At 39.7% G+C, this 25,065-nt stretch carries 20 protein-coding genes; 9 read left to right on the top strand and 11 right to left on the bottom strand.

What is annotated here, in order from left to right:
• Nucleotides 1–142: 142 nt before the first annotated feature.
• A complete protein-coding gene (locus EKM98_RS12075; protein ID WP_164512678.1) occupies nt 143–316 on the bottom strand; it encodes a hypothetical protein in 174 nt (57 codons plus the stop codon).
• Between the two features lie 441 nt (nt 317–757).
• On the bottom strand, nt 758–943 hold the full coding sequence (locus tag EKM98_RS08520; RefSeq protein ID WP_068225627.1) for a PspC domain-containing protein: 186 nt from the start codon (nt 941–943) through the stop codon (nt 758–760).
• A gap of 740 nt (nt 944–1,683) precedes the next feature.
• On the opposite strand from EKM98_RS08520, the gene spxB reads away from it, so the two are divergent.
• Nucleotides 1,684–3,432: a pyruvate oxidase gene (spxB, locus tag EKM98_RS08515; RefSeq protein ID WP_125982050.1), complete on the top strand. Its 1,749-nt coding sequence runs from the start codon at nt 1,684–1,686 to the stop codon at nt 3,430–3,432.
• 255 nt (nt 3,433–3,687) lie between these two features.
• Here the strand turns inward: spxB and EKM98_RS08510 are convergent, their stop codons facing one another.
• Together EKM98_RS08510 and EKM98_RS08505 are read right to left on the bottom strand one after the other, a co-directional pair.
• Entirely contained in the window at nt 3,688–4,515 is an 828-nt protein-coding gene (locus tag EKM98_RS08510; RefSeq protein WP_164512677.1) for an SDR family NAD(P)-dependent oxidoreductase, read from the bottom strand.
• A 220-nt stretch (nt 4,516–4,735) separates the two neighbouring features.
• Nucleotides 4,736–5,611 (bottom strand): hypothetical protein, encoded by an 876-nt coding sequence (locus EKM98_RS08505; protein WP_125982046.1) that lies wholly within the window; start codon nt 5,609–5,611, stop codon nt 4,736–4,738.
• Between the two features lie 120 nt (nt 5,612–5,731).
• On the opposite strand from EKM98_RS08505, the gene EKM98_RS08500 reads away from it, so the two are divergent.
• From EKM98_RS08500 to EKM98_RS08490, 3 genes are all read left to right on the top strand, one after another.
• Nucleotides 5,732–6,385, top strand: coding sequence for an HAD hydrolase-like protein (locus EKM98_RS08500; protein ID WP_125982044.1), 654 nt, complete (start codon nt 5,732–5,734; stop codon nt 6,383–6,385).
• 250 nt (nt 6,386–6,635) lie between these two features.
• The gene (locus EKM98_RS08495; RefSeq protein WP_125982042.1) at nt 6,636–7,394 is read left to right on the top strand and encodes an SDR family NAD(P)-dependent oxidoreductase; all 759 of its coding nucleotides are present in this window, start codon (nt 6,636–6,638) and stop codon (nt 7,392–7,394) included.
• Nucleotides 7,395–7,506: 112 nt separating this feature from the next.
• The gene (locus EKM98_RS08490; protein WP_125982040.1) at nt 7,507–7,872 is read left to right on the top strand and encodes a DUF488 domain-containing protein; all 366 of its coding nucleotides are present in this window, start codon (nt 7,507–7,509) and stop codon (nt 7,870–7,872) included.
• 261 nt (nt 7,873–8,133) lie between these two features.
• Here EKM98_RS08490 and EKM98_RS08485 read toward each other — a convergent pair whose 3' ends face one another.
• Complete coding sequence (locus EKM98_RS08485) at nt 8,134–12,405, bottom strand: 2-hydroxyacyl-CoA dehydratase (protein WP_125982039.1); 4,272 nt, start codon at nt 12,403–12,405, stop codon at nt 8,134–8,136.
• A gap of 312 nt (nt 12,406–12,717) precedes the next feature.
• Between EKM98_RS08485 and EKM98_RS08480 the strand changes: the two genes are divergently transcribed.
• Together EKM98_RS08480 and EKM98_RS08475 are read left to right on the top strand one after the other, a co-directional pair.
• Nucleotides 12,718–13,329, top strand: coding sequence for a TetR/AcrR family transcriptional regulator (locus EKM98_RS08480; RefSeq protein WP_125982036.1), 612 nt, complete (start codon nt 12,718–12,720; stop codon nt 13,327–13,329).
• 286 nt (nt 13,330–13,615) lie between these two features.
• The gene (locus EKM98_RS08475; RefSeq protein ID WP_125982034.1) at nt 13,616–14,416 is read left to right on the top strand and encodes a tyrosine-protein phosphatase; all 801 of its coding nucleotides are present in this window, start codon (nt 13,616–13,618) and stop codon (nt 14,414–14,416) included.
• Between the two features lie 64 nt (nt 14,417–14,480).
• Here EKM98_RS08475 and EKM98_RS08470 read toward each other — a convergent pair whose 3' ends face one another.
• Both EKM98_RS08470 and EKM98_RS08465 read right to left on the bottom strand, forming a co-directional pair.
• A complete protein-coding gene (locus tag EKM98_RS08470) occupies nt 14,481–15,626 on the bottom strand; it encodes an ArgE/DapE family deacylase (RefSeq protein ID WP_125982032.1) in 1,146 nt (381 codons plus the stop codon).
• A 136-nt stretch (nt 15,627–15,762) separates the two neighbouring features.
• Nucleotides 15,763–16,320 carry a CvpA family protein gene (locus tag EKM98_RS08465; protein WP_125982031.1) on the bottom strand — a complete coding sequence of 186 codons (558 nt, stop codon included), beginning with the start codon at nt 16,318–16,320 and terminating at the stop codon, nt 15,763–15,765.
• Nucleotides 16,321–16,791: 471 nt separating this feature from the next.
• Between EKM98_RS08465 and EKM98_RS08460 the strand changes: the two genes are divergently transcribed.
• The gene (locus EKM98_RS08460; protein ID WP_191983380.1) at nt 16,792–18,156 is read left to right on the top strand and encodes a hemolysin family protein; all 1,365 of its coding nucleotides are present in this window, start codon (nt 16,792–16,794) and stop codon (nt 18,154–18,156) included.
• 180 nt (nt 18,157–18,336) lie between these two features.
• On the opposite strand, the gene EKM98_RS08455 is transcribed toward EKM98_RS08460, so the two are convergent.
• The 3 genes from EKM98_RS08455 to nhaC form a co-directional block, all read right to left on the bottom strand.
• Entirely contained in the window at nt 18,337–18,561 is a 225-nt protein-coding gene (locus EKM98_RS08455; protein WP_125982029.1) for a hypothetical protein, read from the bottom strand.
• A gap of 38 nt (nt 18,562–18,599) precedes the next feature.
• Nucleotides 18,600–20,057, bottom strand: a complete 1,458-nt coding sequence (gene cls / locus EKM98_RS08450; RefSeq protein ID WP_125982027.1) for a cardiolipin synthase — start codon at nt 20,055–20,057, stop codon at nt 18,600–18,602.
• A gap of 104 nt (nt 20,058–20,161) precedes the next feature.
• A complete protein-coding gene (nhaC, locus tag EKM98_RS08445; protein WP_164512679.1) occupies nt 20,162–21,544 on the bottom strand; it encodes a Na+/H+ antiporter NhaC in 1,383 nt (460 codons plus the stop codon).
• A 994-nt stretch (nt 21,545–22,538) separates the two neighbouring features.
• Between nhaC and EKM98_RS08440 the strand changes: the two genes are divergently transcribed.
• Both EKM98_RS08440 and EKM98_RS08435 read left to right on the top strand, forming a co-directional pair.
• The gene (locus tag EKM98_RS08440) at nt 22,539–24,038 is read left to right on the top strand and encodes an MDR family MFS transporter (RefSeq protein WP_125982024.1); all 1,500 of its coding nucleotides are present in this window, start codon (nt 22,539–22,541) and stop codon (nt 24,036–24,038) included.
• Between the two features lie 2 nt (nt 24,039–24,040).
• Nucleotides 24,041–24,571, top strand: coding sequence for a DUF4811 domain-containing protein (locus tag EKM98_RS08435; RefSeq protein ID WP_125982022.1), 531 nt, complete (start codon nt 24,041–24,043; stop codon nt 24,569–24,571).
• 53 nt (nt 24,572–24,624) lie between these two features.
• Here EKM98_RS08435 and EKM98_RS08430 read toward each other — a convergent pair whose 3' ends face one another.
• Entirely contained in the window at nt 24,625–24,954 is a 330-nt protein-coding gene (locus tag EKM98_RS08430; protein WP_068225644.1) for a hypothetical protein, read from the bottom strand.
• Nucleotides 24,955–25,065: the final 111 nt, after the last annotated feature.

Here is a 25,065-nt window from a genome sequence, read left to right as displayed (position 1 = left end):
CTCTTTTTCTGCACAAAAATCCTGTTAATAGTTTACCATTTGTAAACTATCAACAGGAAAAAGTATAGAGCCAAAATAAATAACACCCCAGCTTAACGACTAATTCACTTCGTTAAGCTGGGGTGTTTTATTTAGTATCTAGCTATTTATTTTTAGTTTCTTTTTTATAATTCACGGTCAGCTCATCAAACTTTTCTTGGAGTTGATGATAACGTTTGTTATTCTGTGCCGTTTTTACAATATTTTGAAAATCATGTGTTTTTAAATTAGTGTCTAGACGATTCTTTTTTCGCCCTTTAAAATGAAACCCTAGCACGTTTCTCGCCTCCAAACTGTTATCAGAACCGCGAATCTAGAGTTCTTAATGAAATTAATTATAGAATTTTATTTAAGGATAATCAATTAGATTTTCGTAAACTTAACACTAATGTTAAGCAACTAAATACGGAAGTGCCAATCAATTGACAGGTTAAAACTAGCGTGCTAATCTACAGGCATATAAGCAACGTTCTGCTTGATGCAAATTGAGTGGGGCTTGCTAAGAAAGGAGGTGATGTCTTTGGCTACACCGATGTATCTGAAGGCATCAGCTCCTGTTATAAGTGAAAACAAATAGCAGGTACTGATGCCCACAGAACAAAGCAGGCCCACAGAACAAAATTGTTCTGTGGGCCTGCTTTATTTAATTGTACATCCAGTTAAAGCACGGCCAACGTCAAGCTTAACGTGCTTAAGGTCACAACACCTGTGCTGAGCTCTAATTATTAGGCATAATCAACGCGGCAATAATGTAAAGAATAATTAATGGAAAAATACCGGTAAAAACTGTTGCAGCGGCATAAATTACTCGTAGCAAAGTTTTATCAATATTAAAATATTCGGCAATCCCACCAACAACACCGGAAATAATACGTTCATTTGACTTAGTTAATTTTTTATTCATACTGCACCACCTTTTTCTTTATTATATAAATAATCGATTAATTAAAGCTCCATCGCTAGGCTGAATTTATTTTGGCCCAACGACGGATTTAGGCCTTGGAAACGTTTGGAAAAGTGGGTAAATTCTACTCCGCAAATGAAGAAACTAGGACACGCTTACCATTTTCGAGCATTGCTCTAGATCGCTTACACCAAATTAGTCAGGAAAAATTAATAAAAACCTTTTCCAAATACAAACGGCTCTAATTGTTTTAGTGCGCAAAACGAAAGCAAAGATTTCGAAGAACCTTACCTTATTTTAGTGTAACCAAGCCGGCTCGCAACTGCAAAGATTTACAATTATTTATAAAAACGCAAAAAAAGTTTTTGTAAAATTTTGTTCACTTTGTAAAATAACTAACAAGTTAAAACTAACTTAATTAGGGAAAGAAATATTAACTAATGAACACTTATCACAAATAATTTTAACCAAAGTTAAGTCCTAACTAATAGATAGGCTAGCCTCAAGCAACAATAAAATGATAAAAGTTATTAAAATCTGATTTTGACTAACTTTGTTCAATAACTCTTCTGTTGCTAAGAAATTTTAAATACTTTTTTTGTGTTAATTTTCACTTGTTAGCGCTTCAAAAGCCCGAATTAAATCGTTTACATTTTTTTTTTTGGTTATATACTAGGTGTGTAAGTTGAAAATCAACGAGCGATAATTAATATTTAATTAATCCAAGGAGGGTTTTTTCAATGGCAGATGTAAACATGATCAATGCTTCTGATGCAGCTTTAAAAGTTCTTGAAGACTGGGGAGTTAAACACCTTTATGGTTTACCTGGTGGTTCTTTCGACTCAACAATGAACGCCATTCACAATAGAAAAGACACAATCAAATATATTCAGGTACGACACGAAGAAGTTGGTGCTCTTGCAGCAGCAGCCGATGCCAAATTAACTGGCAAAATTGCCGTAACATTTGGTTCAGCTGGTCCTGGTGCCGTTCATTTGCTTAACGGGTTGTATGATGCTAAACACGACCACGTACCAGTTTTAGCAATCGTTGCCCAAGTACCAACTAGTCGGATGAACATCGACTTCTTCCAGGCAATGGACGAAGAACCAATGTTTAGCGATGTTGCTGTTTGGAACCGCATTGCAATGACAGCTAAGAGTGTTCCCGGAATGATTGATGAAGCAATTCGTCAAGCTTACAAGCATAGTGGTGTTTCCGTTGTAACGATTCCTAAAGACTTCGGCTGGACACCAATTCCAGATAACTTTGTTTCCAACGCAGAAAATCACGTTGACCCAATTTATCCAGATCCAGATCCTAAGGCTATTGATGAAGCAGTTGAATTAATCAAGAATGCTAAAGCTCCAATGGTTTACTTTGGTATTGGTGCTAAAAAGGCCGGTGCTGAATTAAAGGCTGTTGCCGAAAAATTCAAGATGCCACTTGTTTCTTCTGTTTTGGCTAAAGGTGTCGTTGAAGATGAATACGAGAACTACCTTGGCTCAACTGGCCGAGTTGCACCAAAACCAGGTGTTGAAATTGGTTTTGGTACTGACTTAATCCTTTGGGTTGGTAATGATGTTCCATTTAGTATCTTCTTATTTAACCGCAGAGCTAAGGTTATTCAAATTGATATTGACAACGAAAAACTTGGCAAACGTCATAAAATTGAAGTTCCAATTTTAGCCGATGCCAAAAAAGCACTTGCTGCAATTGCCGCTAAAGGTGACGAATTACAACCAACACCATTCTATAAGGCAGCTTTAGCTGATCGTAAGAACTGGCGTGATTGGCAAGATAGCTTTAAGAGCAATACTGATGTTCCTGTTCGTCCAGAACCAATCTTTGATTTAATTAACAAAGATGCTAGCGACAAAGCTGTCTACGCTATTGACGTTGGTAATGTCAACATTAACTTCATGCGCTTAATCGATCTTAAGACAACTCAAAAGTGGACAACTTCTGGTCAATACGCAACAATGGGTTACGGTATTCCCGCTGCAATTGCTGCCAAGACAAGTTATCCTGACCGCGACGTTTATAGTTTAAGCGGTGAAGGTGGCTTCGCAATGACTGTTGAAGATATTTTGACGCAAGTTAAGTACCAACAACATATTATCAACGTTGTCTTCAGTAATGAAACCTTAGGCTTTATTGAAGCTGAACAACGTGACGATTCAAAGCAACCACTTTCTGGTGTTGATTTGATCGATACTGATTGGGCAACTGTTGGTAAAGGTATGGGCGCTAAAGGCTATACTGTTCGTACAGTTGACGATATGAAGAACGCTTTAGCAGATGCTAAAAACGTTAAAGGCCCAGTTGTCATTGACGTTAAGTTGACTCATGAGATGCCATTAACAACTGAACACTTAGATATTGATCCAAACTTCACTGATCCTGAAAAGGTTAAAGCCTTTGTTGAAAAGTACCAAGCACAAGACTTGAAACCATTCGGTTACTTCATGAAGGAAGCTCAAAAATAGTAACTACCAAAATAATGCAAAATAGTTAGCTTCTGCGGATTGGTTACAATTACAGAAACATTCCTATTATTGCCTATTCTCAAAAGCCGTGATGTAATGCATCACGGCTTTTTTGTGACCAAATTTAAGGAATGGTTAGGAAACTACTTTCTCAACCACCTTTGTACTATAATTAGTCAGGCAAACACCCTAATAAATGTATTTTCCAAACACTTTCTTGGTCGCCAACTAACATCCTCAGGCACCCTCTTTTTGTTATTTTTTTAGCTGATAGCGATTTGCAATCAAGGCACGAACCGGTGCTGAACAAAGTTGATAAAGCTGAACCAAACCTGTTGCTCCATACGGTAGATCTAATTCACCTTTACCTGTTTCGGCCGCCTTAACAACCCTTTTGGCCGCCTTTGCCGGATCCAACTGGCTTTGTTTAAGTAATGCCGCACTTAATTGATCAACCAGTGAGTGGTGCTTTAAATAACGTCTAGTTTCCTGATCAAAATGACCAGTGGCAAGTAGACTAGGACTGACCGTTAAAAGTTGAATCGGCCAACGTTGTAATTCATAACGCAGACTCGAGCTAAAGGCCATTATGGCAGCTTTACTGGCCGCATGTATACTTGCGTACGGTAATGGTAATTGACCGGCAAGCGACGCAACATTAATAATCATTCCCGATCGATTTTCACCCTGCCATCCCTGAATTAATTGCCGACTTAATTCAAGTGGCACTAAAGTGTTCACTGCTAAAACACTTTTTAAATCAGCGGCCTGAAAACTAACGATTGGACCAAAACCAGGTAAACCAGCTGCATTAACCAGCACATCAATTTGACCAGATGTCTGCCGAACAGCCGTTAATAAATTATTTTGAACACTTATTTTGTTTAAATCGGCACTAAAAAAGTGACTAGGTTGTTTGGATAAGTGGCGAATACACTGACTAACGCGCTGTAATTGCTTACTATCACGTCCTACTATGTCCACCCGGGCTCCTTTTTCAGCAAAAGCATAGGCTAATTCTTTTCCAAAACCGCGTGATGCACCCGTAATTAAAACATGCTGTGCTTGAAAATTATTTTTCATAGCGTTACCTCCTTTGTTCATTAAGCTAGTTTTCCAAAATGAAAACAACTAAAATGCTTAAGGAGGCTGGGACAAAAGTCCCAGCCTCCTTATTTTTTTAATCATTACTCTAAAACGTGTGCTAAACACGCCTACAGCTAATCCAATAAACATAGTACGGTTATTGGATTAGCTTACATTACACAGTAAACCAAAAACCACTTTTGTCCTACTTTTTTTATTAACGAACTCGTTTTAAATGACCAACAATTAAACTAACTATTCCAATCAACATTAAAACTATACTAGGAAGTGTAAAACTGTTAATAATCGTATTCCCTAACTGGGTGGCCACTTCACTAAACTCCTTTGCCGCAATGGCCAGATAATCAACAATCCCTAAGGTGTTCATTCCTATTCGTAGTAAAAATAGGAGTCCGCCACTAATTAAGGCTGCCCAACCAATATGCCGTAACGTCAAAAATAAATGATGATCACTAATCAATAATAGGATTAAACCGACTATTGAAACAACTAAAGCAATCCAAAAAACAGCTTGAATGATCTGATTATAACTGGCCAATTGCGACTCAGCCTGCGTCACTTGCGGTACCTGCAACATTTGCTGATAACTCGAAGTGAGCTGTGTTGTGATTAGATCAACGATGGTTGTCGAGCCTGCTAACAAAGGTACGTTCTTTTCAATTGCGGTTGTTAAATTTTGTTTAACGTGTGCAATGATGTGGGTCGTACTTACAGGATCGGCTTTATTTGCGTAAATATTTTTAATAGTTTGCGTCAGGTCACTTTGCACTGCAGTTTTAGTGACTAAATTAGAAACGGCAGATGATGGAATGTGATATTGTGTTGCGTAATTCACGGCCTCAGTATTAACTTTTTTCGTCAGTGTCTTGGCAGCATTAGTTTTAGTTATTTCGTTAGCTACAAAATCTGGATTAAAGGCCGTTTGCCTTAGAACTCCACTACCAACGGCTATAAATAAGCTAAAGGTTAAAATAATAGTTAGTAGTGCACCGATCACCGAATGGTGTTTTACTGGTCGCGGTTCTTTTTGAGCGTGATTGCCCTGTTGCTGTGCTCTTCGTGCTTCACGCATGACGTTTTCACGTCCTTTCGTCAAATTAAACTCATTTTACCACAGAATTGGCCCGGACACTGTCAACCATTTTGAACATGACTTATAATAAGGATAAATCGATTAGAAAGTTGGATTTCAATGACAATCAAAACAGTCTTCTTTGACCTTGATGGTACCTTAACCGACTCAAAACCAGGAATTATTAATTCGTTAAACTATTCAATTAAAAAACTTGGTTTACCGCAAAAGCCAGCAACTACCTTACAGCTTTTTATCGGGCCGCCACTGTTAGCCTCATACGAAAAGTACTTCGGCCTGACGGCTTTGCAGGCAGAAAAAGCCCTTAAGGCTTACCGGGAATACTACGTTGAACAAGGCATTTTTGAAAATTTCGTTTATTCAGGTGTCCCCGCGATGCTTGCTTCGTTACAGCAAACTGGTTATCAAATTTTTATGACAACCTCAAAACCAGAAAAATACGCGGAACAGATTTGCGAACACTTTGGTTTAGCAACCTATTTTGATGGTGTTTATGGTGCCAGTATGGATGAGAAACGCGCGGCAAAGACTGAAATTATTGCTTACGCCCTCAACGCTGAGAAACTTACTCGGCCTGCGAAAATTGCTATGGTGGGTGACCGGGAAAACGACATTAATGGTGCCCACGATCACCACTTGCAAAGTGTTGCGGTAACTTATGGCTTCGGCTCATTAACAGAGCTAACAACCGCCAAACCAACAAAATTGATTGATCGCCCAGAAAAGCTACTACCCACCTTAAAAATACTCTAACAAGTTGCCACTTGCGCAACAAAAGCTAGTTAGATTCTACTTTCCGATTCAAAATCATCACTGACGTTGTTAGTGCCTTCAATTATTTCGGCCCGTTTCTTTTAAACCCAGATCCTTTTTGGCGGGAAATATTGTTTTATTTCTCAACAAGCAGTAATATCCTGATTTAAGTGTTCAAAAGATACTGACCTCACGGCAAATACCGACATACTAAATTAGCCATTAATCACTTGAAAGGAGACCATTGCTTATGAACACAAATGAAACGATTACCTTAGTAACTGGCGGTAATCGTGGTATGGGATTAGAAATTGTCAAAGAATTAAGTCAAAAAGGTCAGCGGGTCATCATGGGCTCGCGAAATTTGGAAAAAGGAAAAACGGCCATTACTCGCCTATCACAAACGGGAATTAAAGCAGATTTAGTCCAATTAAATGTGACGGATCCGGCTTCCGTTTCAAAGGCCGCCCAAACTATCACTGAAAAATACGGGTATCTTACTGTATTAATCAACAATGCCGGTGCCGTATTTGATTTTCAGCAAAAGCCATCCGAAGTTAAATTAACTAATTTACGCGCAGATTTTGAAATTAACTATTTTGGCTTGGTCGACGTCACACAAAAAATGTTGCCGTTACTTAAAAAGAGTTCAAAGGCCAAGATTATCAATATTTCGAGTGTCATGGGCTCTAAGACCGAAGCGCTGAATCCCAAGGCAAACGTCTATCACGCCGTCGCAGTCGGTTACCAATCCGCAAAGGCCGCGGCCAACATGTATACCGTTCAACTGGCCAAGGAAATGTCAGGCGCTAAACTGCCAATTACAGTCAATGCGGTCGACCCCGGCATGGTGGCAACTGAATTTGGCGGTGCGACACCTGAACTGGCCAAAAAATTAGGCGCAAAATCAGTTAGTTTTGGAATTGCACGTACAATTGAACTTGCTACTAGCCCCAACAATCAAGATACTGCCACTTTTACGAATACTTACGGGACTGTCGCTTGGTAGACTATTTTTACAATCTGCGATTTAGATTAAATTTGGCGAAATAATATTAGTAAACTTAATTTCCAGATACACTTAACTATAATTGATCAAATTTAAAGAGGGGCGGAACAGCATGGCATTAAAAATTGAACGAATCTATACAAAACCAGTTGATACTGATGGTTATCGAATTTTGGTTGATCGTGTTTGGCCACGTGGTATCTCTAAGGTCAATGCAGCATTGGCCAGCTGGGAAAAAGAAATTGCGCCTAGCAAAGAATTACGCCAGTGGTTTAACCACGAAATTTCTAAATATCCCGAATTTAAACAACGTTATCGCGCTGAATTAAATAGTAATCCAGCAACTGCTGATTTTTGTCAACTCATTAAAGAAAAATTGGCCATTGGTAACGTTATTTTACTTTTTGGCGCTAAGGACGAGACCCACAATCAGGCCGTTGTTCTTCAAGAATTTCTTCAGCAGAAACTAGTTCAATAGTTTTTTCCGCGACACAAAGGAGGCTGGGACAAAAGTCCTAGCCTCTTATTGTTTCCGAACATTACTCTAGAACGTGCACCAAAAGTCTGGATTCACGTGCCTAACTACAGCCAATTCAATAACCATAGTACGGTTATTGGATTGGCTTACGTTACGCAGTAAATCCAAAGCGACTTTTGTTCCACTCCCAATTTTATTGTGTCTTAAAAATTGGCTATATTACTGGCAGATAGATCCAAACAAGTAGTTACTCAGCGTCAATTAATGAACTTTAACTTTCTCATTCTTATCCATGGCCTTATTAGCCGTAGCCAGCATCAACCGAATACGGTTAAGTTGGTTGACAATTGAGACACCAGGATCGTAGTCAATTGGAGCAATATTTGCTTTCGGATATTCCCGGCGTAATTCTTTAACCACACCTTTACCAACAACGTGATTGGGCAAACAACCAAATGGCTGCATACAAATGATATTATTGACGTCTTCTTTTAATAGACTAATCATTTCACCAGTTAAGAACCAACCTTCGCCCGTTTGATTTCCTAGTGAAAGTACCTTGCTGGCATCGTTTGCTAACGTTTCAATTGCTTCAATCCCAGTAAATCGATCGGAAGCAACTAAAGCCGCTTGCATAGGCTTCTCACACCAATTAATCAGCTTAAGACCCATCTCTGCCAGAACCTCTGACTTCTTGGCAAAACCAAACTGTTTATACTTATAGATTTGATTATAAAGTGAGTAATTCATGAAACCGACGATATCTGGAACAACGGCTTCAGCACCTTCACTTTCTAATAAATGAACAAGGTCATTATTAGCAATTGGCGAATATTTAACCAAAATTTCGCCGACTAAGCCAACTTTTGGTCGGACTTCATCAGTTAACGGAACAGTATCGAAGTCGCGAACAATCTGGCGAACATTCTTTTTGAATTGCCGGAAGCTGCCCTTAACAATACTTGGTTTAACAAGTTTTAACCAATCCGCATGCATTTGATCAACTTGTCCAGGATTCTGTTCATAAGGGCGGGTTTTATAAACAACGCGCTCGAATAAATCACCGTACAAGAAGCCTAATGCTACTCGTTTGAGTAATGGCAAGGTTAATTTAAAGCCTGGCGTTTCTTCAACACCTTGATTACCTAGTGACATTGAAACAACTGGAATTTTTGCAAAGCCAGCGTCCTTCAAGGCCTTACGGATTAGTGGAATATAATTGGTTGCTCGGCAGCCACCACCTGTTTGCGTCATCATCACGGCAGTATGATCCAGATCATATTTGCCACTCTTCAAAGCCTCTAACATTTGGCCAATTGAAATAATTGCTGGGAAACAAGCATCGTTATTAACAAACTTCTGCCCTTCATCAATTGCCTGGTGATCGTCAGTTGGCAAATTAACCACATTATAACCAGATGCTTGTAACGCTACATCAACCAACCCATTTTGATGAATTGGTGACATCATTGGCATTAATAAAGTATAGTGTTCCTTTTGCATGTCTTTGGTAAAAGAAACTGGTTTTTCATCTTCGAATTGTTTCGTTGGCATAATCAAGCGCTTATTTCGTTCCTTAACCGCTGCCTTTAACGAACGTAAGCGAATTCGAACTGCCCCCATATTGGTACCTTCATCAATTTTCAAAACAGTATAAAGCCGATTGTACTGGCTCATAATATCCTCAACCTGATCGATATCAATGGCATCTAGCCCACAACCAAACGAATTTAGTTGGACTAGTTCAAGTTGCGGATCACGCGCTGCTACTCGAGCCGCAGCGTAAAGTCGTGAATGATAAACCCACTGATTGACAACTCGTAAGCCCTTAACGTCCCCAAGATGAGCAATTGAGTCTTCCGTTAACACGTTGAAACCTTCCGCGGTCATAATTTGTGAAATACCGTGGTTGACTTCAGGATCCAAGTGATAAGGTCGGCCGGCTAAAACAATTCCCCGTTCACCATTTTGCTTTAATAAACGTAAGGTATCTTCACCGCGATCGCGAACCTGCTGTTTAAAGTGTTCTAATTCATCATAGCCTGCTTCTAAGGCCGTTTTGACTTCATCTAGGCTAACGTTAAAACTACTAAGTGCCTCACATAAATTTTTAGCCGTTGATTCATGATCGGCCAAATTTAAATAAGGATCAAGGTAGTTCACTTTACCCTCGCGAATTTCATCAACATTATTTTTGATAACATCGGGGTATGATTGAACAATTGGGCAATTAAAATGGTTTTGTGCATCTTTATTTTCTTCACGTTCATAAACAACTCCGGGATAGAAGATTGTCTTAACGCCCTTGTCAATTAAGGCCTGAATATGGCCGTGAACCTGTTTGGCTGGATAACAAACTGTGTCGCTAGGAATCGTTTCAATCCCTTTTTCGTATTGTTCTTTGCTGCCCTTTGGTGATAATTCAGCGCGAATGCCTAACTTAGTGAAAAAAGTTTGCCACATCGGATAGTCTTCGTACATATTTAGAACGCGGGGCATTCCAATAACACCACGAGTAGCCAATTTTTTACGTAGCGGCCGGTAACTAAAGAGTAATTTATACTTTTCTTGAACCAGGTTGATTTTACCGTTACTCTTAGGCACTCGCTGCTTCATTCCCCGTGCTTCGCCACGTTCACAGCGATTACCGGTGACAAAACGACGACCATCGTTAAAAATAGTGATTGTTAACGCACAGTTATTTTCACAAAGTCCACAGTGCATGAATTCCTTTTTAGAGGTTAAGTTATCCATTTGTTCAGGCTTTAGTAATGTTGTTTGGTCTCCATTCTGGTATGCTTCTTCGGCGATCAGAGCCGCACCATAAGCACCCATTAAACCAGCAATATTAGGTCGGATTACCTGGCGACCAGAAATCAGTTCAAAGGCCCGTAAAACGGCCTCATTATAAAAAGTACCGCCTTGACAAACAATATTCTCGCCTAAATCTTCAGGCCGCCGTAATTTAATAACTTTATAAAGGGCATTTTTAATTACTGACATTGATAAACCAGCAGAAATGTCACCAATTGAGGCACCCTCTTTTTGAACTTGTTTGACCTTAGAGTTCATAAAGACAGTACAGCGGGAACCAAGATCAGCGGGATGCTGTGCAAGCAAGGCCGCCTGCGCAAAATTCTTAACCGAATACTTTAGTGAGGTCGCAAAGGTTTCAATGAAAGAACCACAACCAGAAGAACAAGCCTCATTCAATTTAATTGTCGCTAAAGCATCGTTTTTAACGGTCATTGCTTTCATGTCTTGACCGCCAATATCGAGGATAAAATCGACGTTTGGTTGGAAATAATGGGCTGCTCGGTAATGGGCTACCGTTTCGACTTCACCAATATCAACCATTAAGGCATTTTTAATTAAATGTTCACCATAACCAGTAACGGCCGTTTTACCAATAACCACATCAGCAGGTAATTTAGCGTATAAGTCCCTTAAAATTCCTTCCGTTTTCTTTAGCGGATCGCCATCATTGCTGTCATAATAAGTATACAGTAGCTTATGATCGGTGCTCATCAAAGCCACTTTAGTTGTGGTTGAGCCCGCGTCAATTCCTAAAAAGGCCGTGCCGTGATAACTAGCGAGATCACGTTCTTCAACCTTAGCCTGGGCGTGGCGCTTGCGAAATTCCTGCAACTCATCATCATTTTTAAATAATGGCGCTAATGAACGGGAAGGTTTCATAACACTATCATCGCCGTTAACTAACCGATCAGCCAAAGTGACTAACGTTATTTCTGGTTGGTCATCAGCATAAAATGCGGCACCTTTAGCCACAAATAATTGGGGATCGGCCGGAAAAACAACATCTTCTGGTGCTAAATTCAAAGTATCAATAAAACGGGCGCGCAGTTGATCCATAAAATACAGTGGGCCGCCAAGAAAGGCCACCTTACCGTGGATTTTACGACCAGAAGCCAAACCGGCAATTGTCTGGTTGACCACTGCCTGAAAAATACTCGCAGCAATATCCGCCTTTTTGGCACCATCATTAATCAGCGGCTGAACATCCGTTTTTGCGAAGACACCACAACGCGAGGCAATCGGATAAATCATTTCGTAATCCCTAGCCATTATATTAAGGCCATTTGCATCAGTTTTTAAAAGTGTCGCCATTTGGTCAATAAAAGCACCAGTCCCGCCGGCACAACTACCATTCATTCGTTGTTCAAGTGAAGCACCAAAGAAAGTAATCTTGGCATCTTCACCACCAAGTTCAATGCTGACATCTGTTTGTGGAATTAATTCCTCAACCGTTTTTGTACACGCAATAACTTCTTGAATAAATTTAAGTTGTAGTAAGTTTGCGAGGCCCATACCACCAGAACCCGTGATTGTAAATGAAATTGGTACAGTTGGCCCTAATTCCTTAATTGCTTCATCGATAATTTTTTTACTCGCTGTTTTCACATCGGAATAATGGCGCTCATAACGAGCAAATAACGTCTCATTTTGCTCATTCATAATAACAAGTTTCACAGTTGTCGACCCAACGTCGATCCCACCACGTAGTTTTGTCATAGTATTCCTCCCATCCATGTTCTTCGCCCTTACCAGCAACATCAGTTGTCACTTATTAACTAACAGATCGTTGAATAACCAACAACTTGTCTGTTATACTATATACGTTTAGTCTACTGCTTCACAATGTTTATGCAATCAGCAATTTAGGCCGATTTGTGAGTTTACACGACGAACAGTTTAAAATTGTTGGATATCTGGTTATTTTATTTTTGCATAGGCCGAGAAAATCCCAGGAAATATCCATTCTACAAATAATCAATTTTTATATGTTATCGAACTCTACTCAAAAAATGTTTAGGAAGTGCCTCTATGGCCAAGCAAACTGATTTGCGTGTTATTCGAACTAAAAAGATGATCTTCAGTGCTTTTATGAAATTGGTGGAAAAAAAAGGCCTTTCTGCCGTAACAATTCAGGAAATTGCTGATGAGGCAATGATTAATCGTGCTACCTTCTATGCCCATTTCAAGGACAAACAAGACCTTTATCAGCAAATTTTCAACAAGGCGATCACCTCATTTGCAAAAATTCTGGATGCCGATATCATTCGTGATGGTAACAAAATCAAAATAAAGACAATCGAAACGCTTTTAACACAACTTTTCCAAGAAATTTGGGCCAATCGTGAATTCTTCTTATTAGCATCTAGTGGAACCAATCAAAATACACTGGCGAAAATGCTTCAGGATCTTTTGCAAAAAAGATACGCGCAATTATTCTCGCAACTAAAAATTACGCAGGACGAAACGCCAATTCCAACTAGTTTTATTGTTTCCTATATGACTTCGATTTTTATTGGAACGGTCCACTGGTGGGTGTATTCTGACGGGAGCTTTTCACCAGAACACCTCGCAAAATTAATCATTCAGTTAATCGCTAATGGTCACTTGACCGTACTTGGTCTTGAGATGGTTAACGATTAACGATCAAATTGAACAAATTTTACCGTTAAAGACACTTTTTATGGTACAGTATTGACGAAAGGCAACTTCTTTTAAGCTGCCTTTATTTGTGACCACGTTTCTAGTGCACGCTATGGGGTTACAAGGAGTGTTTGAAAAAGCCAATTTTTAAGCACGTTTACACTAAATCAGTCAGAAGAATACTTTCGCAAAAGTAATTTTTAAACATGGCCCAAATAAACCGTTGGCCTTTGAAAATAAGATTTCACGTCAAATAACCCTTACAAAACTTAGGAGGATCCCCTACATGGTAGAACAGACAGCAAATCAGGCATTACCCATCACAACTGGCAGTAATTTTCGTGAACTTGGTGGTTACGAGTCACAAAGTGGTCAACACGTTAAGTACCATAAATTAGTACGTTCTGGCCTATTAGGTGAATTAAATTCCCGTGATTTAACCTATTTAAGTGATTACGGTGTCCGCCAAGATATTGATTTCCGTTCAAATGATGAAGTTACTCAAACACCAGACAAGGTTCCTGCTCGTGCAACTTATCACTACTTACCAGTATTTGATTACGATCAAACCCAAAATTCACAATCGATGCACGAATTGGAAATTGAATACCGGGATAATCCAAATAGCGGTCATGAACGGATGCTTAAGGTCTACCATAATTTAATTGCGGATCCCCACGCCAAAAAAGTTTATCATGATTTTTTTGCAACTTTGTTAGCTAATACTGAGGATAATGAGGCTGTTTTATTTCACTGTACTGCTGGGAAGGACCGTACTGGTATGGGTGCCGTTTTCTTGCTCACTGCGTTAGGTGTGGACCGCGAAACAATTAAGGCTGATTATTTACTAACAAATACAATTGCGGCTCCGCACATTGAACACCGGCTCGCTGAATTAAAATCACTAAACGCACACCAAAACGTTGTCACAAATATTCAGTCGCTGTTAACCGTTCATCCTGATTACCTTGCTACCGCCTTAGCCGAAATTAAGCGCGAGGCTGGCGATCTCAAAAATTATTTGCACACTGATCTTGGTTTAAGTGACCACGATATCAAGGAACTGCAACAGATTTACTTAGTCTAAAGTAAACAAATAGGACTTCAGAGTTGCCCGCCTAAAAACGGCTAATTCTGAGGTCCTATTTTTTCTACTTTAAAAACGTATCAATAACCTGGTGATAAATCTGAATTGCGGCCAAATAATCTGGAATTGCTACGTTCTCATCAACTTGATGTCCCGAATCGTTACCCGGTCCAAAAATAACAATTGGAAATCGTTTTGCAGCGTGAATGAATTCTGAAGCATCCGTTGCACCACTATCGCCAACTACTGGAATTTCTCGACCTAATCGTTCGGCCGCGATTTGTTTAACTAACTGAACAAATGGCGCCTTAGGGTTGCCCGGCAACGGACTCTCTGGATAATGATAGGTAATTTCAAGGTGAACGCCATCTACTTGATTAAGTTCAGCCACTAACTGCGTTATTTCAGTCATTAAATTTTTGGTCGGGTATGCTGGAATCGTCCGCACATTGCCTGACAGCATCGCCCGCGCTGGAATACTGTTAATCTGATCACCACCAGAAATCAACGTAATATTATGTAATAGCCCGCCTAGTACCGGATCAACCTGATCCTTACTAGCCATTAACGCTTGAATTCGCGGATAGAACAACAGTAGATTCTGAATAGCATTAATACCGCGTTGTGGCTGGGCACTGTGAGCACTCTTACCAACGGACATGACAGTATAGTCAATGACACCACGGTGCGTGTACTCAACCTCTAAGTTACTAGGTTCACCAATGATTAAAGCATCCAAATCATCCGCGAACCCCTGCTTGGTTAACTGAGCGGCACCATACTCCCCAGTTTCTTCACCAACAGTTGCAAACAATCTAATTTTCCCGTTAAAAGGTGTCCCTGCCGCTAAAAGATCTAACAAAACGCAAACCATGGCCGCTAACCCACTTTTCATATCAGTAGCACCGCGACCATAAATTTTATTCATTGCTTCAGTTCCACTAAATGGTGGGTACTTCCAATTAGCAACATCCCCTGGCGCAACAACATCGGTATGCCCGGCTAAACCAATTATTTTTCCATCAGCCTGACCATTCACTGTAATTACTAAATTAGTTCGGCCTGGTGCGTACTCAACGCGCGTCACTTGAGCGGCCGGATATGGATGAAATAAATCCGCAATATAATCCGCCACGGTCGCTTCATTTTGATTAACTGATTTAATTTGAATTAGTTTTTTTAAAATTGATAGCGCATTTTCTCTCTTCATAAGCGATAACTAACCTTTCCATTTCCCAATTAAGTACATCATAGCAGAATTGGCCCACTTTTTTTACTTTTAATTAAAAAAATGGGCCAAAGTAATATAGTCAAGTTTCCCTCAACTAGTTACTTTATCCCATTATTTATATCGATGTCTGGTTAGTTGTTTGATCGTTGGTCGTTTTGTTTGAAGTATCAGAATTAGAATTCGTATGGCCTAAATACCGTTGCAATAGATTGCTGGTTAGAACGGGGGTTTTGGTCAAAATAGTCTGCGCAACGGTTGACTCCTGCAGTTGATTTTGAAATGTCTGCACTGGTAACAGCGCGCCAATACAAAGAACCACAAAAACCATCAGGTAAGTAATCACGAAACCAACAACGCCACCGGCCAAACCGTTGGCCTGATGGATAACTGGTAAAAAGGTAATGTAACGTGATAATCTAGCAATAAAGTGAATTAGCATCCAGCCAATTGCAGTAAGTAACAAAAAAGCAATTGAATTTGCAAGTCCAAAATTAGCAGTCGTTGTTCCGGTTAGATTGGCTAATGCTGCCCCAACAGGTTGGTAAGTCATTCGGGCAAAGATAAAAACGGCAATATAGCCTAGTGAATATAATAATTCAACAATTAGGCCGCGATGCAAGCCACGATAGATTGCGAAACCTAAAAGCACAACGATAATAATAGTTAATAGCATGGTGGGCCGGCTCCTCTTCATTATTAATGTCTATTTTTACGTTAACGTAAAAATCTTATTTTCATTGGATGTCCATTCTCCTTGCACGAAAATCGTGCACTCGAAACATGGCTCCTCTTCATTATTAATGTCTATTTTTACGTTAACGTAAAAATCTCATTTTCATTGGATGTCCATTCTCCTTGCACGAAAACCGTGCACTCGAAACATGGCTCCTCTTCATTATTAATGTCCATATTTCATGTAAGCATAAAATCTTTTCTATATATTAGCACAGCGATAGTGAATAAAAACGGTCTGAAGGCCGATTTAAGTAATCGTTAAACATTATATATTAAGTGCCGGTTAAATTTGCCTTTTTGAGTATGCCTTAATAATTAAATAACTATAAGTATAAATTTAATTATTTTAGGCTTCTTAAAGTTAAACATGTTAAAATAGACTAATTATCGAGTGAAATGGGGAATAATTGTGGCAAGTAGTCAAATCGCTATTAACCTACTGATTATGTTAATCACCTTTCTCTTTGCGGCTTTCTTCGTTGCCTGTGAATTTGCCTTAGTTCAGGTTCGACCTAGTGCTTTAGAGGAAGAATTAGAAAAACGTGGGGGTAAGTCACGTAAGATCAGTACCGCTTTAGAAATGGTACACAAATTAAATGAATATCTATCGACTACTCAAGTTGGGGTTAGTGTCGCTGGAATTATTTTAGGTTGGATTGGTGAATCAACTGTGGAGTCCATTTTAATTGATCTATTCAATCTTGATCATTTATTGAGCCCGGCCGTTTTGCACATTGTTGGCGCAATTCTTGGTGTACTAGTTCTAACCTATTTGGAAGTTGTCTTTACCGAGATTGTTCCAAAAAATATCTCGATTGATATGCCAATGCAGGCAATGATGTTTGTCACAACACCGTTACATTATTTTCATATTCTTTTCTATCCGTTTGTTTGGCTACTAAATACTTCTTCAACTGGCGTTGTTAAATTAATCGGTTTACAACCAGCAGATGAAGAAAATGCTAACTACTCACAGGCCGAAATTCTAAAATTATCTAAAAATGCAGTTTCCGGTGGTCAATTGGAACGAAATGACTACATTTATATGGAACGTGCCTTTGAAATGAACGATAAAGTCGCTAAGGATATCATGATTGATCGTACTTCCTTGATTGTGGTTGATGTTACAGCAACCGTTGCTGAAGTGATTGATCTTTACGTCAAGGAAGGCTTCAGCCGTTTTCCAGTCGTTGAACACAATGATAAAGACAATATTTTAGGCTACGTTTATAATTATGACTTAATTAAGCAGGCCGAAAGTGATGCTTCAATTCACGTCAGTAAAATGCTTCGCAATATTATTACCGTTCCAGAAACGGCATCATTACAAACCGTGCTGGCACAAATGGTCCAAAAACAAACGCCGATTGTCGTCGTGGTTGATGAATACGGTGGTACCAGTGGTATTGTCACTGATCGTGATATTTATGAAGAGCTTTTCGGAACTGTTAAGGATGAAAATGAAAAACCTTCTGAAGAATATGTGCTAAAACAGGCTGATGATACCTATCGGGTTAATGGTAAAATTACACTTTACGATTTTGAGCGTTACTTCAATGTTAAAATCAAAAGTTTTGATGCCTCAGACGTCGTCACTTTAACTGGTTTCGTCATGAAGGATAATCCTAGTATTCATTTGAATGATATTGTTCAAATCGATCAGTTTTCCTTAAAGGTTGCCGACATGGAAAATGCCTATATTAATTGGTTTGAGGTTAAAATACAGCCGGTAATACCAGAACCTGTTGAAAATGAGCAGGACGAACAAAAATAAACTTTTAATTGTATCCTCTTGCTGCACACAGATACTAATCAAAACAGGCGGTCACGACATAAATTATCTATGTCGTGACCGCCTGTTTTGCTTTTTCATACAATATAGCTAAAACGCGTTTCATAAAACAGCCATCGAACAGCGGCTGCCAATTTCATTAGGCTACTAATTTCTAATTAACTATTTGTTTAAACTATTTTGGATTTGGCGAATTCCAAACGATAACGCAATTACCATCAATACGCCTAATCGTAACAAGCGAAAAGGACCGATTCCAAAGTGGCCACGGTGGGTTAATCGATAAATAATTGCATAACCTAAAAGTACGGCCACTAAAAAGGCCAAAATACCCACGCCCAATTGACGCCAATTAATTTGTCGTTTAATTTTGAACCTTCCCTTCATTCCCTTTGACAATCAATAAAACAATTGTAAGGCGTAAATTATAGAACTGGTGATAACAACCTAGAAAAATTCTGTTTTAATACTAGCCAACGGGATTGAGCATCGATTTCGGCCTGCGTTAATAAGCGGGAATCAGTCATATCCTTTTCAAAAATTCGGGCCAACTGGCGTGCAACTTTAATATCATAGAGAAAGGCGTTCACTTCAAAATTCAACTTGTAACTCCGAAAATCCTGATTTGCTGAACCAACAGTAGCCAATTTACCATCAGTTACGACTGTTTTAGCGTGGATGAAACCTTTTTCGTAGATGTAAATTTTAACCCCAGCCGCAAATAAAATTTTTGCGTAATATTGGGTTGCTCGGTAAATAAAGGGATGATCCGGCATATTGGGGATCATTATTCGGACATCGATTCCGGATTCAGCCGCAATTGTTAGCGCCGAAAGCACACTTTCATCTGGTACTAGGTATGGCGATTGAATCCAAACACTTTTTTTAGCCATGCTAATCATTTTAATGTAACCCGATTTAATTTGTTCTTTCTGTGCAGACGGACCAGAGGTTACAATTTGTAACGCTGTTGTTGCATCCTTTGGCCGTAGTGGCGTCGGGAAAAAACGCAATTGGTAATTAAGGTGTCGATCTTCTTTAACTGATGCGTTCCAATCCATAATAAAATGCGTTTGTAACGCCATAACGCCGGTACCAATAATACGTAAGTGAGTATCACGCCAATAACCAAATTTCTTACTTCTGCCTAAATATTGATCACCTACATTAAATCCACCGGTATAACCAATTTGGCCGTCTACCACGACAATTTTACGATGGACATGATAGTTTAGGCGGGTTTTGGTAATTGAATTATGCGATGTAATAAAAGTTGCTGCCTGGCCGCCCAGTGACTCCAAGGTGCGAAACCACTTGGCCGTTGTCCCGTGTGAACCAAATGCATCGTAGAGTACGCGAACTTCGACGCCCTCTTTGGCCTTTTGTTCCAGTATCCGCAACAATTCGTTACCAATTTGATCATTATAAATTGTGTAATATTCAACGTGAATACTATGCTTTGCCTGCCGAATGTCTTTAAATAAAGCGGCAAACTTTTCTTCGCCATCAGTAAAAATCTCAACTTTATTCCGTTTAGTCAAGGGTGCCTGATCAGTCATTTCAAAAAAATGAACAAGGCTGCTAGCGTTGGCGGTCATATTCTCTGATATTGGCGTTGCAAATTCAATATCATCCTTTCTTTGGGAAGCAATCATCTGGGCAAGCCCTGTGCGATCCTGATGTTCTAAATTAAAAATCTTCTCCCGACCTAGTCCGCGCCCGGTGAAGAGATATAAAATAAAACCAATAACCGGTAACATTACTAAAACTAATAACCAGGCCCACGTTGTTGAAATATCACGGTGCTGGCGGAAAACCGTTACAACAGCAAGCACGGTGTTAAGGGTGATAACACAATCCCAAATCACCTTAAACCAATCCATCCTCATCAACTCCTATATCTGATGTTGTCTATTATACGCCCCCATCGCAAAAATTTCGTCAATCTTACTTGCCCGTCTTTAAAAAGAATGATTTCAAGTCCTACTTACTTATCAGTTATTCGTTTCAAACCAATACCAGTGTAACCACTTAGTAAGGAAAAAATTGGCGAGAGCAAACTAAAGAAAGTAAATGGTAAGTAGTCCAGTGTTGGAACTCCTAATGTATTCGCGGCAAAAACACCAGCTACTCCCCAAGGAACTAAATAGTTAATCACAGTTCCCCCATCTTCCAAAACACGTCCTAGTGCAACATTAGCTAGACCAGCCTGATTGAACGCCTTTTTAAAGGCCTTACCTGGTAAAATAACGGATAGGAATTGCTCACCGATAAATAAATTAACACCGATACCGGCAACAATCCCAGCTGTCACCAATTTACCGTCAGTATTAAGTCGTTTAGCTAGCGGATCCATAATTGCATCAATTAAGCCTAATTTCATTAAAAGGCCACCCAGCGATAAGGTCAAAACAATCAGTGAGACTGTCCCCATCATACTAGAAATTCCACCGCGAGTTAGTAACATATCAACATCAGTATTACCACTCTTAGCAACAAAACCTGTTTCAATAATGGCGGCAATCTTTTTCAAAGAAATTGAAGGTTGTTCAATGAAAATCATCAAAACGGAGATAAAAATGTTCAAGAATAAAGTTGGAATTGCGGGCATTTTTCGCCAAGCACAGATGAACATTAAACTTATCGGTACGATCGCCCACAGTGAAACATTAAAGTTCTGTGTTAGGACAGCAACAGTTCGATTGATTTTGCCAAAGTTTGCGGCCGCGGCACCATGGCCTAAAATTGTAAAGCCCAACAGGCTAATGATAAAGGCAGGAATGGTCGTCCACATTAAATTTTCAATGTGTTTAAATAAATCCGCTCCTACGACTGCCGCGGTCAGATTAGTCGATTCTGATAAAGGTGACGACTTATCGCCAAATACGGCACCGGAGATGATTGCTCCAGCAACTAATGCCGGATTAACACCCATGGTCATTCCCATCCCAAAGAAAGCAATCCCCACTGTTGAAATAACCGTAAAGGCACTACCAACCGATGTTCCAACAAGTGCACAAACAACGAACACTGATGGAACAAACCAACGAACACTAATCAATTTGAAGCCAAAAACCATTAACGAAGGAATAATGCCCGCAGCAATCCAAGTACTAATGAGTGCCCCAACTAAAATAAAAATAAAGATTGGAATAATACCAGTTTCAATTCCTTCTTGAATACCTTTGTTAATCACTGTAAATTCAAAATGACGCAAACGTGCCCACAACATGATTAACGCAATTACTAGCATAACTGGTGTCTGTGGTGATAGGCCAAAACCGATAACACCAACCCCCATGATTGTTAACATAATAATTAAAACAACAAGTGCCTCACTAAAACCAACCTTTGTCCGCATTTTCTTCATCCTTCCCATAAAAAAAGTCCCTGCTGCAAAATTGCAACAGGGACGATTTAACCGTGGTACCACCCAAATTGAGGTCAGAAACTGGCCTCCACTTAAAAATCGTTAACGAGATTTCTACCGTATGCTTCCACAGTAAACCGTATTTCAAGCATATTACCCTGATCGGTTCGCAGCACCCACCGACTTCCTGACGCCCAGATAATAGATTACTTAAAGGTCTACCTCACACTTTTATTAAACTCATTGGAGCATAGCATCAAATTGTTTGGCCGTCAACTAGAGAGTGTTGGGAAAGGCGTTTAGCTTCCGAGCATTAGCCTAAATTGACGAATAATTCATGCAATGAATTATTTGGCGATTGTAGCTAAGCACAGGAAGCTGCCTTTCCCAACACGTTTCCATAAATTGGTTAGAGAAGGACAAGAAAAAGCACTTTCCAATCCTGCTTTAAATTGAGCATTACTAACGATGTCGATCGGACTAAGATGAACCCAAGTCCGAATCGCAGCCTAAATTGACGAATAATTCATGCAATGAATTATTTGGCGATTGTAGCTACTATTCCGCAATTGAGGATTATTAGCACAACTCGCTAATAATCTTGATGCGCCATCCGTTGTCCATTCAACTACTACTTCGCAATTACAGTGCGTTATTTGCAAAGATCGCAAATAACTTTTGATGCTACGAATGTTGTCTATTCTTGTGGCAAAAACAAGGAAACACAGTTATAAAGTCCATAACTGTGTTTCCTCGACTTAATTCGTCTTGGTCACCGCAAGAACTAGCAAGGCAAAAACCGCCAAGTTGAAACATGGCAACCGCAGGAAGCTGCCTTTCCCAACACGTTTCCACAAATTTGGCCAAGAAACGACTAGCAACATATTTTCCCAACACTCCTTAGTCTAAGCCTGTAATCAGTAATTAGTAGCTCAATCGTCACAAGTGGTATAATTAATGGTTGTGGTTATCCTAAAAAGAAGAGGGAACATTTATGGCACAGCAATCAACATCGACTGATCAAGTTATCGACGCTAATGGTCGGCCTTATAATCGCCTACTATTAGTTTTAACGTTATTGGTTGGTACTTTTTCAACTTTTATTATGCAGACAATTCTAACAACGGCTTTTCCAACCTTAATGAAACATTTTAACATCACGGCGGATACCGTTCAGTGGTTAACAACGGGCTTCATGCTGGTCATGGGGATTATGATTCCTATTACCGCTTGGCTGCTTACTCGTTTCAATTCAAAATATCTTTACATAACAGCGATGAGTTTATTTTGGATTGGCACCTTCGTTTGTTATGAGGCCAGCAGCTTTGGAATGCTACTCACTGGTCGCTTAATTGAAGCGATGGGCGTCGGTATTTCAGCACCTGTTTTTCAAACCATCATGCTAACCATTTTCCCACCAGCAAAGCGTGGTACTGCTATGGGCCTGGCCGGAATTGTTATCGGCCTGGCACCGGCTATTGGCCCAACTCTTTCTGGTTGGATTTTAGTTCATTATTCATGGCGAATGTTGTTTTTAGTTATTCTACCAGTTAACGGCTTTGTTTTAGTGTTATCATTTTTCACCATGCGCAAAGTCTTACAAACCTCACGTCCCAAAATTGATATCCTATCCGTTATTGTTTCTACAATCGGCTTTGGGACCATGCTCTATGCCTTTTCATCAGTTGGTGCTAAGGGCTGGGGTAACGTCCAAGTGTACGTACCACTTATTGTTGGGATAATCTTCGTCGCACTCTTTGTTTACCGGCAGCTACACATGGACAAACCATTACTTGAGCTGCGTGTCTTTAAGGTTAAGGCCTTCACGTTGTCAGCAATTTTAACTGCAGTTGCCTACATGGCAATGATGGGCGTCGAAATGATTTTACCCCTTTATATTCAAACCGTTCGGGGTGAATCAGCCTTTCAATCTGGCTTGATCTTACTACCTGGTGCCATCATGATGGGAATTATGAGTCCAATCACTGGTAGAATTTTTGACCAAATTGGTGCCAAACGTCTGGCGATGACTGGGATGATCCTTTTAACCGCTGGTACGGTTTTCTTTGTCACACTAACTGCTAAAACGCCACTGATTTATATAACAGCACTTTATACCATGCGAATGTTTGGTATTACAATGGTCACAATGCCCGTAACAACAACTGGGATGAACGCCTTACCAATTCGCCTAATTAGTCACGGAACGGCCGTCAACAACACAGCTCGGCAAGTTGCGGCATCAATGGGAACGGCCATTTTGATTAGTATTTTAACCAACGTTACGACTAATCAGTTACCTGCCAAAACACTTTTACATCAGGCACCCATTGCCTACCGAACACAGGCAATCAACGCTAATTTAGCCGGTTACCACGCGGCCTTCATCGTTTCACTAGTCTTCTGTGCCATCGGACTTTGCCTAACCTTTATGTTGAAAGATGGTAATAATGCACAGAGTACCTCAACACTCGATGCTAAGGAGGCCAAGTAACTATGATTTTAGTTTTTTTAACCATTGGAATTCTTATTTTTAGTGGTTCAATGATCTTTTTAAAAAAGAGTGGCAAACGAAGCTGGATAAATTGGCTAAGTTTACTTTTAATTTTTATTAGTATGGGGGCAATTACGCTTAACGACACGGCACACTTTGGAATGCACGAAGTAACAAGCACTCGTAAAAGAACACTCCTATCTAGTACACCGGCCGGCAAAATGAACTTATTACTCTACCAACCGCTGGGAACAAATGGTACCGAAAAAATTTACCTTTACCGAACAAATTCAAAACAAACAAAACCGACGCCAACTTCAACTGTCCGTACTAGTCACACCGTCAAGAAAGGACAAAATGAAGCACAGGTTAGCATCGCTACAACGCGGTGGGTGTATCAAAATCAATTGATGCGTGCTTTGTTTAGTATCACCGGTGAAAATAATCAATTTCAACGACGGCACTATACCTTTAAGTTAACTAACGATTGGCGAACTTTAAGTACTACCGAAGCACAAAAACTACAAAAATAAAAATGAGTAGGTAACTGACAGAACATATGTCGTTACCCGCTCATTTTTATTTTTTATTCAAAAGACTTTAATTTAAGTGCCTGTCCGAGTAATCGGCCAGCCTCTTGCCGCGTTTTAGTTTGATCCATATCGAAAATAATTCCCGTAATTTCATGATCGGCAAAATCATACCGCTCATAATAAATATATGGATCTTCATCAGCATTATGAAATGTATCGCTGATCTTAGTTGTGAAACCCTTCGCCCAATCATCATTGTCAATGTTAGGAATGTCCTTACGCGTTACGTAGCCTTGTTTTTTAATCAAGTCAACTGCCTTATCAATATCTGCTTGATCGTACGTAATCTCCGGTTTTTTAGTCTTAGCCTGTTCTTCTGCCAAAATATGATCTCCTTTACAAATTAAAGGTTATTTTAGCGTTCTTGCACCGATGGGTAAATTATTACTCATTATTGTAGCCACGTTTCACCTTACTACTTCATGATAGTCCTT

The organism is Loigolactobacillus iwatensis, from assembly GCF_003950295.1.
GTDB lineage: Bacteria > Bacillota > Bacilli > Lactobacillales > Lactobacillaceae > Loigolactobacillus > Loigolactobacillus iwatensis.
Note: the sequence above shows the minus strand (reverse complement) of the source record. Positions and strands in the feature narration are given on the sequence as shown.

Coding starts and splice junctions, on each gene's coding strand:
- EKM98_RS08500 (WP_125982044.1), top strand. CDS start 5,732: ATGACAATCAAAACAGTCTTCTTTGACCTTGATGGTACCTTAACCGAC.
- EKM98_RS08475 (WP_125982034.1), top strand. CDS start 13,616: ATGGTAGAACAGACAGCAAATCAGGCATTACCCATCACAACTGGCAGT.
- cls (WP_125982027.1), bottom strand. CDS start 20,057: ATGGATTGGTTTAAGGTGATTTGGGATTGTGTTATCACCCTTAACACC.
- EKM98_RS08465 (WP_125982031.1), bottom strand. CDS start 16,320: ATGCTATTAACTATTATTATCGTTGTGCTTTTAGGTTTCGCAATCTAT.
- EKM98_RS08435 (WP_125982022.1), top strand. CDS start 24,041: ATGATTTTAGTTTTTTTAACCATTGGAATTCTTATTTTTAGTGGTTCA.
- EKM98_RS08440 (WP_125982024.1), top strand. CDS start 22,539: ATGGCACAGCAATCAACATCGACTGATCAAGTTATCGACGCTAATGGT.
- EKM98_RS08470 (WP_125982032.1), bottom strand. CDS start 15,626: ATGAAGAGAGAAAATGCGCTATCAATTTTAAAAAAACTAATTCAAATT.
- EKM98_RS08455 (WP_125982029.1), bottom strand. CDS start 18,561: ATGAAGGGAAGGTTCAAAATTAAACGACAAATTAATTGGCGTCAATTG.
- spxB (WP_125982050.1), top strand. CDS start 1,684: ATGGCAGATGTAAACATGATCAATGCTTCTGATGCAGCTTTAAAAGTT.
- nhaC (WP_164512679.1), bottom strand. CDS start 21,544: ATGAAGAAAATGCGGACAAAGGTTGGTTTTAGTGAGGCACTTGTTGTT.
- EKM98_RS08510 (WP_164512677.1), bottom strand. CDS start 4,515: ATGAAAAATAATTTTCAAGCACAGCATGTTTTAATTACGGGTGCATCA.
- EKM98_RS08495 (WP_125982042.1), top strand. CDS start 6,636: ATGAACACAAATGAAACGATTACCTTAGTAACTGGCGGTAATCGTGGT.
- EKM98_RS08505 (WP_125982046.1), bottom strand. CDS start 5,611: ATGCGTGAAGCACGAAGAGCACAGCAACAGGGCAATCACGCTCAAAAA.
- EKM98_RS08480 (WP_125982036.1), top strand. CDS start 12,718: ATGGCCAAGCAAACTGATTTGCGTGTTATTCGAACTAAAAAGATGATC.
- EKM98_RS08485 (WP_125982039.1), bottom strand. CDS start 12,405: ATGACAAAACTACGTGGTGGGATCGACGTTGGGTCGACAACTGTGAAA.
- EKM98_RS08490 (WP_125982040.1), top strand. CDS start 7,507: ATGGCATTAAAAATTGAACGAATCTATACAAAACCAGTTGATACTGAT.
- EKM98_RS08520 (WP_068225627.1), bottom strand. CDS start 943: ATGAATAAAAAATTAACTAAGTCAAATGAACGTATTATTTCCGGTGTT.